The following is a 14186-nucleotide window of genomic DNA, read 5'->3' as shown; positions in this document are numbered from 1 at the left end:
TACACCCTGACCGGGGAGCTGCTAAAGGAAGGGCGGAGCCTGACGGCCTTTGCTGCCATGAATGATATGATTGCACTGGGAATTCTGGATGCCCTGGGAGAAGCAAAGCTTCGGGTTCCGGCCGATGTCTCCGTAATCGGATGTGACAATATACTCTTTGGAAGGCTGAAAAGCATCGGTCTTACTACGATAGAGCATTTTGTACCTCTAAAGGGAAAGGATGCATGTGATATAATCATAAAGAAAATTGAATCCCAGACAGGTCTTGCTAAAGAGCAGCAGCCTGTGAGCATCTATCATGTTGAATATGAGCCTAAGCTGATGATTCGTGGAACCACAGGATATACACAAATGTGATGATGAAATTAAGTTATCCCCGTAGGAATGAGACAATGCCATTTAAACATTGTTTCCTACAGGGATATTTTTGAGTAAATATAATGTAGATAAGAGTTTTCCAGTCCTGGGTTTTAAAGAAAAAATTGGTTTCTCGTGGTTGTGGACGGATCATAATAATAGGCATCCACGTTTTCCTTCAATACGATCCGGGGCTGTATCAGAAGATGTTTCTTTTTTGGCAGAGTCCCCTGGAGAAGATAGTCTGACATAAGCATTAGACTATAGTATGCCTGGGCAAAAGGATTTTGGTAGAGGATGCAGGTGCAGATGCCTTCCTTTAAAAGGTCTCCCAACTGTTTCGTTACATCGTATCCCATCAGGATAGGTGGTGAAGCCAGGGGATGCTGTTTCAGGGAAAGGGCGGCACCTAAGGCTCCAGGAAGATTTACCGTATACAGCCCTTTTACATCAGGATGCTCCGCCAAAAGGCGGTCGGCTACTCTTTTTGCAAGCTTGTCATTATCCTCATACTCTGCATTATCCACGATCTGTATTTGCGGATAAGAAGACCTGACAGCTTCCAGAAATCCCCTTAGCCGTTCCATATGAGCCTCTACAGAGCAGAAACCTACCATGGTAATCACCTTACCGCTTCCTCCCATTAGTTTACCCATTAGATCACCGGCGACACGTCCTGCCAGATAGGGGTCCATGCCTACGTGGAAGAGGCGGCGGGTACCTTTGATATCAGAATTAAAGGTTGCCACGGCAATCCCTTTTTCTGCCAGCCGATCAATATAAGGCAGGAGCTGGCTGCTTCCAGCATTAATGACCAGACCATCATAGTGTTCAGAAGAAAGTTTTTCCAAAATGGGGATCTGATCCTCCGGACTCAGGGAATTACAGCGTATTTTTTTGATATCCATGCTGTAGTCTGAGAGTGAGCGGATGGCTTCATCCACTCCGGCGGACATTTCATCAAAGAAATAGGCCGGATATGCGGGATAGAGTACACCCAGCCGCAGTGAGCGGTTTCTGCTTAAACTGCTGGCCAGTTTATTGGGCTGGTATCCCAGTTGCTCTGCTATGTTAAGAATTTTTTGTTTGGTTTCTTCGCTGATGCGGCCCCTGTTGTTCAGAGCTCTGTCCACAGTACCTATAGAAGTGTCAGCCAACTCAGCGATTTGTTTTAATGTTACTTTTTTCATTTGCACAGGTTCCTTTATTTAGATTTCCCGTATTGAAGAAACTCTAATTCGAAGCCATTGGGGTCTTTTATCAGACCTCCGGCAGACACTTCAAGAAGCTTTTTCTCCAAAGAGATGATGTCCTCCGCTTCAAAAGCCGGATGACGGACACTTCCTGCTTTTTCAGCATCCACGTTAGGATCAGGGGTGTCAACAGTAAAAAAGACACTTACGGATGTCTTTCAGATTGATTGTGATAAGTCAATATACTTTATCATTATACTACCTCCATGTTTTCCTTTCAACAAGAAATCGGTAATTTAATACCGGAGTATTGTTCAGGCGGGTTCTTCCAAAGCAGTGACCGGCCGCAAATACCAGTATGCGGTAAAAGCGTATCGGATTGTGAACGGAAAGAAAACGTACGGGCCAAACCTGAGGTATCGGCTTTTTGGCAGAATGAGATAGAGAGTATTGCTTTGGGAGATGTAGATAGATCCCTGGCAGTACTCTCTTTTGGATTTAAAAGTAGTTATTTCATATTTGTACGACAGCCATATGTGCAAGCTCTTCAGTTTGGTTCGGGTGTATCTATATCTGATGAATAAGACCGGGTTTCGCTGGAGCTGTCTAAAATTGTGACTGCAAATGTAGCACTCAATGCAGCCTGACCATCTCCTGGTATATACGAAACGGTGATGGTCTTGCTGCCGGGGGGGGCTAAGCTATCTGGGGTGGTAAGCCTATATCCTGTAGAGTAATCATAGTATTTGCCGCTCTGGCGGGTGTTTCCGTTGTTGCTCAGGCTGGTGGCGGCTTCGGTTTCACTTTTTGTATGGAACAGGGTTCCGTTTGGCGCTGTGTAATTACCTTTTACGGCGGCATCCTCCACCGTGCCTCCTCCCAAAAGCACATGAGTCAGTGTCTCGTTGGAATTCACAGCCTGTGCACTGTACAAGGTCCGGGTGGAGCTTGCTGCATTTGCATTTTTAAAATGCTCGGTGACAGTCAGGTTCTCTGCCAGCGAGGCCAGTGCTACACCGGGGTAATAGGTGATCTGATTGGAAACTGCGCTTATGGAATCTGCGGTTGCGCTCACAGGAGCCACATTCGTTGCTGTAAATACTAAATAGGTGGGAAGCATACGCGCCCCCCGGCTCTGCTCCACCAGTTCCTTGGCAGCATAAGTCTCTCGGTCACTTAAACTGCCAATCGCTGTTTTTGTCTGACCCAAAATTGTTTCGGCGCTGCCGCCTCCATCCAAATTATATGCGAACACGCAGCCCTGCATTTTCGCTGCATGGGCCGCACCGGCCAATGTCCAGGAGCCACTGAGCAATACAAAGGTGCCATCTTCTTTTACGCCAATGATCTGCCGCACTGCATCCTGGCTGTAATGTGCCACATAGTTATCATAGCCGGACAGGATCTCTCCGCCCGCCAGGACGGGTACAAAGCCCGTCACAGCTGATACTATCTTTGCTTTGCCGCGCTCATTGGTTCTGCCAATGGTATAGTAAGTGGCTGCATCGAAATCACCTTTAACCATCCGGTCTGCATTGGCATGATAAGGCGCCCAGCCCAATTCTCCATCGGAATCAATTACCAGAATATCACACTGGGTATGATCAAGAGATTCTGTGCTTTTTAGTACGGTTCCATTGGAAATGACAACGCCGTCCGCCTCTTTGAAATCATAGCAATAGGTGTTATTTTCATTGTTGTAAAATATACCGGCATTTGCAGCCAGAACAATGTTATTATCCTGCCCATAGGCTTCCACCATGCCCAAAACATTGGTTGTGTTATTTCCATCCGCACCGGTAGGAACAAATACGGAAGGGATTAGACCGGACACCTCCGTATAAGTATAGGGATTACCATCAAAAACAGCGGTTCCATATGTGATATGTTCATCGTGTTCTGCCAATGTTACGGATATAGCATCGGCGGGGTCGGTTCCAATAGGGGTCGCACCGGTATTTCCGTTTTTCACCACAATGGTGAAATAGGCCGCACCGGAACAGGCGGACTGGGTTAGATCGGCTGTAAATGAGCGGCCCGGAGCAATCCATTCATCCGTTGCTCCGATCCGGGCTCCAGTCTGGGTATAAAGCTCTAGCTTTGCATAATATATGCTGTTATTTGCAATATCAACAGTTATGCTATCCGCATTTTCACTGATTGGTAGTAGGTGTTTATAGCCTTCGTTGTCTGCTTCATTGGCATCATTTTTTGAGAGCAACAAAGCACGGTTGGCATCAGCGGCAATCTCCACAAAACCAGCCTTGGTATCTGTGATATAACCGGATATATACGCTTCATTATTGTCTTTGGCTATTTTGTTTCCATCTGTTGTAACCCTGTTTACACCAGAACCATCTTTAGCAGCCCATGCCGCGGGCAATAGGAATAGTATCAGCACGGTAACCAATAAAAGGAAACCAATACTTTTAATCATTGATCGTTTCATCTTCAATCTCCTTTTCATATATCTTAAAAATTGTCAAATAAATAATAGCAGTGAATTGAAAAATCCAAAATATGATCCCGTAAAACCTTTGTAAACTAAAAAATAGCATGGAAAATTACTTATTCTTTACAATTATTTTACTAAAGAAAGGTGGAGGAAAAACTTTTGTTTTAGTAGGATGATTTCTGTAAATTATTAATTACTTGAAGGGATGGTAAGAAATGAAAAACAGATTAAAACGCATCACGGCATTAATTGTGACAATTGCTATGTCGATATCAATGGTAATGACTCCTTCACTAAATGCAATGGCTGTTTCTGTAGAGCCGATTCAGTCTATAGTGGAAGACAAAGACTATCAAAGCCAGGACGAGGAAAGCGAAGCAGAGCTGAGTAAAATATCAGATGTGGAATCTGAATCGGACTCTGAACAGACAGAAACAAATATTCTGGAGACAGAACAAAGCCAATCTAATTCGGATCTGAAAACGACACTTCCCGATACAATTCGTAATAAAATTTCCGGAAATGACACAAAGGGGGGAAATGTAATAGTAACTGCAACAGTGGATGGAGCGTTTAAACCAGATAGTATCTGGCTGTTTTACCGCCAGATGCCGTCCCAGGAATATACGTCTGTTGAAATGACAGTTGTTGACCAGGATAATCCGGATAGCTATCAGGCAGTTCTTCAGCGGGAGGAGCTATATACAGACAGCCTTGAATGGTTTACCCAGGCATTTTTTGGTGAACAGTCGGTAAAAAGTAACGAGGAGGTTACGGTACTCGTTAGCTCGGTTGACAGCGATGAAGCATCACCTCTTCTAATTACCGAGGCTGTACAGGCATCCCCTAAGGGTGCCAGCTATACCTGGTTTGAAGTTTATAACAATGCAAATGAAGCAATCAATCTAAAAGATTATATCTTTTATTATGTTTATCCTACCGGAAGCTGGCTGGAGTGGTTTACCGATGGATATAACAGCGCAACGGCTTCAAAAGTACCAAGCGGCCATATATCAGATAAGGATGTGATCTTACAGCCGGGAGAGAGCTGTATTTTCTGGCCGGGCGGAACGGTATATAGTGATTCTAAAGAAACTGCAATGAGGGAATATTATGGGATAGCACAGAATATCCAGGTTATCCATATTAAGCATGGCGGTTTTCATGCCAGTCAGGACCGGACGGTACGTATCGGAAAAGCATCGGATGATATTATTGCAGAATGCAGTGTCAGCGGAAGCGATAATCCGGCACCTGCAAAAAAAGTATCTGATCAGTTTACCTATCGAAAAGATGAAAATTTGGGATATAAGGTCTCGTCTCAGGTTGAACCAACACCTGGAATGACAGCATCCTGGCAAATGCCGGACCAGCCGGTGGATTTGTCGGCAGAGACTTTGTTAACCAATGCGGCAGCGGAAGAGCTGGAAGACAGGATATCGTTTTCTGTTAATGTGAGTGGGGCTTTGGGTGCGGTAAATATATATCTTTCTTATCAGCAGTCAGGATTACCGGCTGAAAAAGTGCTGATGAAGTCTCAAAATAAAAGTGCAGAAGCAACGTTCTCGGTCGACCTGTCGAAAGATCTTCTCTGGTCGGATGAGGTGACCTGGCACGTGGAATCGTCTGATGGAAAGGCAACAGAGAATATTACGACGGCAGTAAATCATGGCGATCTTGACTACACAAAAGAACCACCCCTTATTTTTACGGAAGTGCTGCCAGTTCATGAAAATGGGCAATACACCTATGCAGAAATATTTAATAATTCCAACCAGTCGATAAATCTGGGTTATTATTCCCTTTATTATCAGTATCCTACGGATGCAGAAGCAGGGAAAGTATCTAAGACCTGGACTATAAATGCACCTGATATCTATATAGAGCCTGGAAAAAGCGTTGTTTTGTGGTTAAGCAATAATGGAACTGGCGTAGAACAGTTTAACACAAATTTTGGAACAGATCTGGTTGAAAACAAAGATATTGTACGGATTGAATATGCTGGATTCCATGACAGTGACTGGCGAAAGTTAAGTATCGGACGTACTTTTGATAAGGTGATCGCAAGTGTTACTTTCAATGAGAATGGTGCTGATTGTAAACCGGGAGAGAATACTACCATTCAGTACACTTATCCAAAAAGCGGCGATTATAAAGAAAGCATAAAGGTATCAAATAAGCTGCAGCCATCACCAGGAAGTACCGATACATGGCAGGTGCCTTCCGAAGATAAGCGGGTAAATTTCCCGGGTTACCCGGAATATCCGGATACTGGGGCTTCTCCAGTTGTGAAAGAACGCACGGATAATCCGGTGCCGGAGATCATTAGTGAAGGAGAGGAATTATTTGCAGCGTTTGATTGTTCCGATGCTATTGGATTGACTTCCATGGCAATCAAGTACCGCTTTGATAATGAAGAGAAATTTCGCACTGTTTATGAAGCAAAGCAGCGTGTGAATGGACGCTTTTTTGCCAGAATTCCAGCAAATGAAATCCTGGGGCATAAGAGCCTGGAATTTTATGTGGAGGGATATAACCTTTACCGCAGTACAAAGACAAAAACCTACACCGTAGGAATCAATGGAGCAAATGATTTTGAGGGCATTCGTCTGAACGTTAATGACGCAAGTGTTGTTAATGGAGTAAAGACAATCACTGCAAATAATGGCAAGAATAATAAAGATACTAAGATATTAATTAATAATAAAGAAGAAGATACAGCAAGAGTATTAGAAAATGGTGCTTTTCTTTCGCTGGAAACAGGAGGTCAGGATAATTATTTTAAAAATGTTGTGACGGCTCCCTATGGGGAGAATAGCAGGGAGATCATATCCTATCTTGGAAAATGGACAAATCTGGAGGATCGCGCATTTTTGGTAGATAACAAATACTTTGCGGTAGATGAAAATGGAAACTATGTCGTTACATTCACTATTTGGGCAGGTGATTCCGGAACGCCGTTTGAAGATATCTATCAGCCTTCTGAAAATCACGAAGATTTTACGGTGAATAATGTTAAATTAGTGTTGGCAAATGGAGAAGTAATCGGGCCTGACCGAGCTATGCAGGATTATACATATTCAGGAGATTCATTCAAATTGGACCTGGAGAATCCGGAAATAGACAGGACATATAAGATCGGAGACACAAAAAATGGTACTATGGCTCCTTCCTTGGAACTGCATTTCACAATACCTGCTGATAAACTCACCGCAGTAGGTACAAACTGGGATACTTCAGGACTGATTGATGGTGTGTATGAAGTAAAAGCTGTCTCAGAGGAGAAAGAAGCTATAGCAAATGTTACCGTAGATAATACGGCACCGGTTATTCGGACAGGAATACAGAATCATGACGTATTAACAGGAGATATTTTGTTTGATGCTGATATCACAGATGCAAATGGAGTTCAGGAACAGATGACCTGCGCACGCCTGGACGGAAAAACCATTTCACTCCCATATACAATTGCATCAAAAGATATGGAGTCTGGTGAGCACATTTTTACGGTTACCGCATACGATATCTGTGGAAATAAAGCCGAAAATGAAGTGACATTCACAACAAATACCGTTAATCCTTCCGGAATTAGTGGGAAAACCAGCGAAGTAAAAGCAGATCAGGCGCAACTGTCAGTGGAGGTTGCACAATTAAATGGAAAGAGTGGAACAGCAGAATTTTATAAAGGAAGAGCCTTAACCCTGGAAAATGGATCTGTAACCATGGAACAAGGTGATGGAAGCAGCCAGATCACACTGGATGCAGGAAATGAAGAAATGAAGGTTACCTCACCTACCGGCAATCTTCCCTATCAGATCTTTACCGTTAAGACGGGGAGCGTTAAAAGTACGGATCGCATTGCTGCAAACTGGGATGGTAATGCAAGTTATGCCGACGAAACACATGCAACCGCTATGTACGTATACAATACAAAGGAAAACCGATGGGAGCTGCTGAAAAAAGCAGATGAAAACGGAAGCATTAAGGCAGAATTCCAGGCGGAAAATCATGTAGTGCAGGACACAGCATATCTTTTAGTTCAATGCAGAAGCGCAGGTACTCCACAAGTATCTCCAGGAAAAGCTAAAAGTGCAGCACTATCTGGCTGGGACGGCATGCTAAGACCGGAGCAATACGACTTTTCCATGGCATGGATTACAGATACCCAATATTATGCAGAAACCTGGCATGATCACTTTTCAGCTCAGAATCAGTGGATTGTAAACAATGCACTGGATTGGAAGATTCGCTACACCATCCATACAGGCGATATTGTAGACGAATGGGATATGCAGGATCAATGGCAGCGAGCGGATCAGGCAATGAAAATATTTGATGACAATAATATGCCGTATGGGATATTGGCCGGAAACCATGATGTAGCAGCAGGAAATGAGTATTACAATAATTACTGGAACAATTTTGGTGCAGACCGATTCGCAGATAAGGATTACTATGGAGAAAGCTACAAGAATAATCTGGGACATTATGATCTGCTGACGGAAAATGGACAGGATCTCATTATTCTATATATGAGCTGGGATATTTATAAGGAAGAGATCGACTGGATGAATCAGGTATTGGAACAATACAAAGATAGAAAAGCTATTTTGTGTTTCCACAGATATGCAAATGTTAAAATCACGGATGACAGCATCCTAGATTATGCCGGAAAGGTGATACAGGAAAATGTAGTAGCTAAAAATGAAAATGTAATTGCAGTTTTAAATGGCCATTACCATGGTGCATCTATACAGGTAGACGAATTCCAAAATACGGATGGCTCGAAGCGTCTGGTATATCAGATTTGTACCGATTATCAGTCAGATCCGGAAGGAGGTTCAGAGTATATCAAATTCCTGTATTTCGATCTTCAGAATGATAAGATTTATATGAATTCCTATTCACCTGCAAAAGAAGATTTTAACTACTTTGATTCACCAAAGCTGGAATCTTATGGAGCTGGAACCGTTGCAATTAATCAGGACATTTATGAACTGGATGTTGATTTTGATACTTCTGCCAAATCTTTGGAAACCAGCCGTTTTGCTGCAGCAGTATACACCGATGAGATAATCGGAAAAGCACCTGTTTCTAACGGCAGGGCAGAGTTTAACTGGAGCGGGCTTTCGCCGGAAACGGGATATGGATGGTATGCCAAAGTGACTAATGATAACACGGGAGCTGCCCGGTCAAATGTAGATATATTCTATACTGGGAAAAAGCAGCCGGAACCGTCTAAGCCAGAACCGCCAAAACCGCAGCCTCCTAAACCAGAAGAACCGTCAAAACCTGTTGCTCCTGAAGTAACTGTTGGAAACACCGCTCTTAAAGTAAGCGCTTCTTCCTATAACAGTCTAAAGCTTACCTGGAAAAAGGCAAAAAATGCTTCTGGCTATATCATTTACCGGAGCGATAAGAAAAATGGTAAATATAAAGTAGCTGCATCTATAAAAAAAGGAAATCAGACCTCCTATACGGACAAAAAGCGTAAACCCGGAAAAACCTACTACTATAAAATACGTGCATTTGGATATATAAATAATAAAAAGAAATATGGAAGCTATTCTTCGATAAAAAAATGCAAAGTTGTACCAGGAGAAGTTAAAATCGCTTCTGTTTCCAATAAAAAAAAGAAATCTTTATCCATCAAATGGAAAAAGACAGCTGGAGCCGATGGCTACAAAATTTATCGTGCTGCAGGTAAAAACGGGACATACAAAAAAATCAAAACGATCAAAGTTGCTAATTCTAAGCAAAAGTCTTTTACATTTACAGATAGCGGACTAAAGAAGGGTAAAACTTATTACTTCAAAATAAGAGCATATCGTAAATTAGGAAAAACAAATATAATAGGAAAAGCTGGCAAGGTAAAAAGCAAAAAAGTTACCAGATAAATTCAGTATTCCTGTAATTAATTTGTTATAAAGAAACGGCGGTCTAGATTTGGCCGCCGTTCTTAATTTTACGCCCATTTTATACGCTAATATTGTTTAATCTGGCACTCTCGCTGTTTCTATGCAGATATATCCTAAAGGAATAAAATTGTGATAAGTTCAGGTAATGGTGGAAAAAATATTAGAATTTTTTACATTCATTTTACACTGTTAAGATATTGTTTTTTACATTCTGTCACTAAAATATAATAGAGAAGGAGGAGAAGTATGAAAATATCAATGAATAGGATTTGTAAGTCATTTGATAAAGCTGAAGTTATAAAAAGCCTTGACCTGGAAATACAGGATAATGACTTTACTACGTTGCTCGGTCCGTCAGGGTGTGGTAAAACTACGATATTACGGATGATTGCCGGGCTTGAAAAGCCTGATTCCGGAGAGATATGGTTTGATGATAGTTGTGTTTTCTCAGATAAAAATAGAATTAACATACCTCCAGAAAAAAGAAATATTGGATTTGTTTTTCAGGATTTTGCATTATGGCCTCATTTAAGTGTATTTGAGAATGTTGCATTTGGATTAAGAGCCAAAAAAGATACCGTAAATATAAAAGAAAGAGTAAATGAAGCGCTTGAATCTGTTCAGCTTTCAGAATATAAAGACAGATATCCTTCACAGCTTTCGGGAGGACAGCAGCAAAGAGTTGGATTCGCAAGAGCTATCGTTACTAAACCAGACTGCATTCTTTTTGATGAGCCGTTATCAGCTCTTGATGCTATATTAAGAGAAGATATGAGATTGGAAATGAAAGGGCTAATAGAAAAATTGAATACAACAGCTGTTTTTGTAACACATGACCAAATGGAAGCAATGAGCATGAGCGACTGGATTATTGTCATGAATAAAGGCAGGATTGAACAACAAGGTAAACCGGAAAACATATACCAGAGGCCTAAGACACACTTTATTGCGAATTTTATCGGTAAATCAAATTGGGTCGAATCTGACAGTATGTTCAGACCGGAGACTGCTGCATTAAAAAAGAAAGACGGTTATCGAGAATTCCCAGCCGTGGTAAGCGGTATTGACTTTTTGGGTGAAAAATACAATTTATATTTGAATGTTCATGGTAAGCGATGGACTGTTGAATCCTCCAGTAGGTACAGTGTAGGAGCTGAAGTTTCTGTTTACGTAAATGAGCATGATATCGTAACGATTTGATAAAAGAGGAGAGAAAAAAATGAAAAGAAAAGTTCTGGCAGTATGTACAATTGCAGCGATGGCAATGAATCTCATGGCATGTGGTGCAGAAAATGCAAATGCTTCAACCAATGTTAGTACAGAAAAAAATACTCAGAATGCAGCAACAGAGCAGGCTGACGACAATACAGAAAGTAAAGAACAAAGCGGTTCTGTAACGGTATATATGCCAAGCCCTACAGACCTGAATACAGCATACGTGGATGGGTTTGAGAAAAAAACAGGTATAAAGGTAGATTTGTTTGAAGGAACAACAGGTGAAATACTTGCAAGACTGGAGACGGAAAAAAATAACCCGGTCGCAGATGTTGTTGTTCTTGCTTCATGGTCTGACGGGCTTTCTATGAAAAATAGCGGACAGACGTTAAGTTATCCGGAGGCAGATAATAAAGACAAATTGTATAAGGAATGGGTGGATGAAGATAATATGCTGTTTGGAACCAGTGCTTCCGCTCTTGGCGTAATCTACAATACTACAATAATTGAAAGCTTAAATGCAGATTGGTCCGAACTGTCAGATGAACAGTATAAAGATTTATTAGCAATTCCGGATCCTGAAAAATCCGGCTCGTGTAAGGATTTTCTTGCAGGTTATATGTGCGATACAGATAATGACTGGAGTGCTTGGGAAGGGATGGCAAATAACGGAATGATGATCGCAGGTGCAAATAAAGCAGCACTGGAAAGCGTTATTACAGGTGAAAAAGGAATACTGGTGGCAGGTGTTGACTATAATGCATACACCAATATGGAAAAAGGTGAGCCTTTGAATATTTATTATCCGGAATCCGGGACGGTGATTAATCCACGGCCTGCAATGATTTTGAAATCAAGCCAAAATGTAGACAATGCAAAAGCATTTATTGATTATCTGATGTCTGATGAAGCACAGATGATGGTTGCTGATGCATATCTTCTGCCAGGGAGAAGTGATATTACCTGTGATAATCGGACAAATGTAAGCGAAATTACTACCTTTAAAAATATGGACTGGAATACTATGATGAAAAACTCAGGAGAAATAGCATCAAAGCTTAATAAGCTTTGCCAGTAGAGGAGAAGCAGAGTGTGAATAACCTTACAAACAAAAGAAAAATAGCCATATATTTTACAATATTTGTTTTGCTATTTGTTCTAATTATTCTGCCGATTATTTCAGTTTTTGGAGAGGCGGTCATTATAGATGGCCGCTTTGATTTTACGAATGCTTTGCAGATATGGGTGTCGAAAGAGAATGTTAAGACAATAACGAATTCACTTATTTTAGGGATTCTGGTAGTCATCGTATCGACGATTATTTCTACCCCTTTGGCTTTCTTATTAGCCAGAACCAGATTCTCAAGATATAAGTGGCTTGATATCATCCTTATGATTCCATTTATGACACCGCCCTATATTTCATCTATGGGATGGATACTGTTTATGCAGAAAAGAGGTCTGTTCCAGCAGATCTTTCCGGGAACAGGAAGTCTTTCAGAAAAATTCTTTTCACTTGGCGGATTAGTGCTTGCTATGAGTTTTCATGTTTTTCCATTTATGACTACGATGATAAAGAATGCAGTGCTCAATATTGGAATGAATCTTGAGGAAAGCGCTTCTGTTAGCGGTGCTGGCTTTTTTTACAGATTCAAAAAAATCGTTCTGCCTTTACTAACAGGAAACTATGCAATTGCTATGCTGCTTGTCTTTGTAAAGACGATGTCTGAATATGGGACTCCCTCTACGATTGGCAATAGAATCGGATTTTATGTGTTTACAACAGATATACATCGGTATGCTTCCACATCGCCAATAGATTTTGGCAAAGCATCAAGTCTGTCTAGTGTACTGGTTCTTATTTGTATGCTTATGTGGTTGATTCAGAATAATATAACTTCACGTCATACTTATAATCTTCTTGGAGGTAAGGGAAAGCGTGAGTATATCTATACATGCCGAAAGCTGACAGAAGCAGCTGCGGGTATCTATCTTATTTTTATTATTACAGTATCGATCGGAATCCCTTATTTTTCAGTCATAGCAACTTCTTTAATTAAATTGCGTGGCTATGGTCTTTCACCAGGGAACTTTACTTTCCGGCATTACCTTGATTTGTTTACGAAAAACAGCAAAGGGTGGGAAGCGATGATGACCAGCTTTTTACTGGCAGTAATATCGGCTACAATTGCATGTTTCATCGGAACCCTGTTAGTTGTGCTAATAAAGAAGGGAAAGAGATGGAAGAAGATCATAGAGGCAGAGGCTCTCCTGCCGGAAATGCTGCCAAACATTGTTCTTGTAATTGGACTGATGCTATTCTGGAATCGTATATATAAATGGCTGCCTTTGTATAATACATTGGGATTTATGATATTAACTTACGTAGTAATGTTTCTTCCATATTCTGTACAGTATGTAAGTTCAGCTCTAATGCAGACAGGAGAATCTCTGATAGAGGCTGGAAAAATATGTGGCGGTAATCATTTCTATGTTTTTGTTCATGTGACACTACCTCTTATAAAGAGGGGAGTGATTCAGGGATGGATGATGATATTTATTATCGTATTTAGGGAACTTGTTGGCGCAAGTCTCATATCTCCTCCAAATGTTCAGACAGTTTCAACATTTATAGTGCGTGAATTTGAACAGGGCAGCGCTTCAGTGGCAATGGCCATGGCATTAATCTGTGTTCTTATCACAACAACACTTCTGATTATTCTGAACTATGTGATGGACAGAAGGAAATACTGATTATGGAATTATATATCGCCGGAGGCTGTCAGGAACATGGCCGAAATTCGTTTCTTATTATAGGAAAGCCGTATTCAATTTTAGTAGACTGCGGGATTTCAGAAGGAGATAATCAACCGTATCCGTATCTGTCAAAACAGCATATCTCCAAAATAAAATATCTGTTTTTGACGCATTCTCATAAAGACCATTGTGGCGGTATAGAATGGTTGATTAGAAAAGGTTTTTCAGGAAATATCATTTCTTCGGAGGAAACCTGACAGCAGTCCGGCATAACTTATCAAAACTGGAAAC

The 14186-nt window shown here is 41.2% G+C and carries 8 protein-coding genes; 6 read left to right on the top strand and 2 right to left on the bottom strand.

Annotated features, from left to right (window positions below):
• Window positions 1-357: substrate-binding domain-containing protein (locus tag ACH2DQ_RS04745; RefSeq protein ID WP_395025774.1), on the top strand; the 357-nt coding region annotated here is incomplete at its 5' end.
• 113 nt (window positions 358-470) lie between these two features.
• Here the strand turns inward: ACH2DQ_RS04745 and ACH2DQ_RS04740 are convergent.
• Window positions 471-1547: a substrate-binding domain-containing protein gene (locus ACH2DQ_RS04740; protein WP_394915283.1), complete on the bottom strand. Its 1077-nt coding sequence runs from the start codon at window positions 1545-1547 to the stop codon at window positions 471-473.
• 550 nt (window positions 1548-2097) lie between these two features.
• Window positions 2098-3999, bottom strand: coding sequence for a phosphodiester glycosidase family protein (locus ACH2DQ_RS04735; protein WP_394915282.1), 1902 nt, complete (start codon window positions 3997-3999; stop codon window positions 2098-2100).
• Between the two features lie 221 nt (window positions 4000-4220).
• Here ACH2DQ_RS04735 and ACH2DQ_RS04730 point away from each other — a divergent pair, with 221 nt between their 5' ends.
• From ACH2DQ_RS04730 to ACH2DQ_RS04710, 5 genes are all read left to right on the top strand, one after another.
• On the top strand, window positions 4221-9902 hold the full coding sequence (locus ACH2DQ_RS04730) for a metallophosphoesterase (protein ID WP_395025771.1): 5682 nt from the start codon (window positions 4221-4223) through the stop codon (window positions 9900-9902).
• Window positions 9903-10169: 267 nt separating this feature from the next.
• Window positions 10170-11123 (top strand): ABC transporter ATP-binding protein, encoded by a 954-nt coding sequence (locus ACH2DQ_RS04725; RefSeq protein ID WP_394915280.1) that lies wholly within the window; start codon window positions 10170-10172, stop codon window positions 11121-11123.
• A 19-nt stretch (window positions 11124-11142) separates the two neighbouring features.
• Window positions 11143-12216, top strand: a complete 1074-nt coding sequence (locus ACH2DQ_RS04720) for an ABC transporter substrate-binding protein (protein WP_394915279.1) — start codon at window positions 11143-11145, stop codon at window positions 12214-12216.
• A gap of 14 nt (window positions 12217-12230) precedes the next feature.
• The gene (locus ACH2DQ_RS04715) at window positions 12231-13892 is read left to right on the top strand and encodes an ABC transporter permease (RefSeq protein ID WP_394915278.1); all 1662 of its coding nucleotides are present in this window, start codon (window positions 12231-12233) and stop codon (window positions 13890-13892) included.
• A 2-nt stretch (window positions 13893-13894) separates the two neighbouring features.
• Window positions 13895-14152 (top strand): MBL fold metallo-hydrolase, encoded by a 258-nt coding sequence (locus ACH2DQ_RS04710; RefSeq protein WP_395025768.1) that lies wholly within the window; start codon window positions 13895-13897, stop codon window positions 14150-14152.
• The last annotated feature ends 34 nt before the right edge of the window (window positions 14153-14186 follow it).

Source organism: Robinsoniella sp., from assembly GCF_034124845.1.
This window is presented reverse-complemented; position numbering and strand designations above follow the sequence as displayed.

Excerpts from the sequence above, each read along its gene's own strand:
- ACH2DQ_RS04740 (WP_394915283.1), bottom strand. The coding sequence starts at position 1,547 with ATGAAAAAAGTAACATTAAAACAAATCGCTGAGTTGGCTGACACTTCT.
- ACH2DQ_RS04710 (WP_395025768.1), top strand. The coding sequence starts at position 13,895 with ATGGAATTATATATCGCCGGAGGCTGTCAGGAACATGGCCGAAATTCG.
- ACH2DQ_RS04725 (WP_394915280.1), top strand. The coding sequence starts at position 10,170 with ATGAAAATATCAATGAATAGGATTTGTAAGTCATTTGATAAAGCTGAA.
- ACH2DQ_RS04735 (WP_394915282.1), bottom strand. The coding sequence starts at position 3,999 with ATGAAACGATCAATGATTAAAAGTATTGGTTTCCTTTTATTGGTTACC.
- ACH2DQ_RS04730 (WP_395025771.1), top strand. The coding sequence starts at position 4,221 with ATGAAAAACAGATTAAAACGCATCACGGCATTAATTGTGACAATTGCT.
- ACH2DQ_RS04720 (WP_394915279.1), top strand. The coding sequence starts at position 11,143 with ATGAAAAGAAAAGTTCTGGCAGTATGTACAATTGCAGCGATGGCAATG.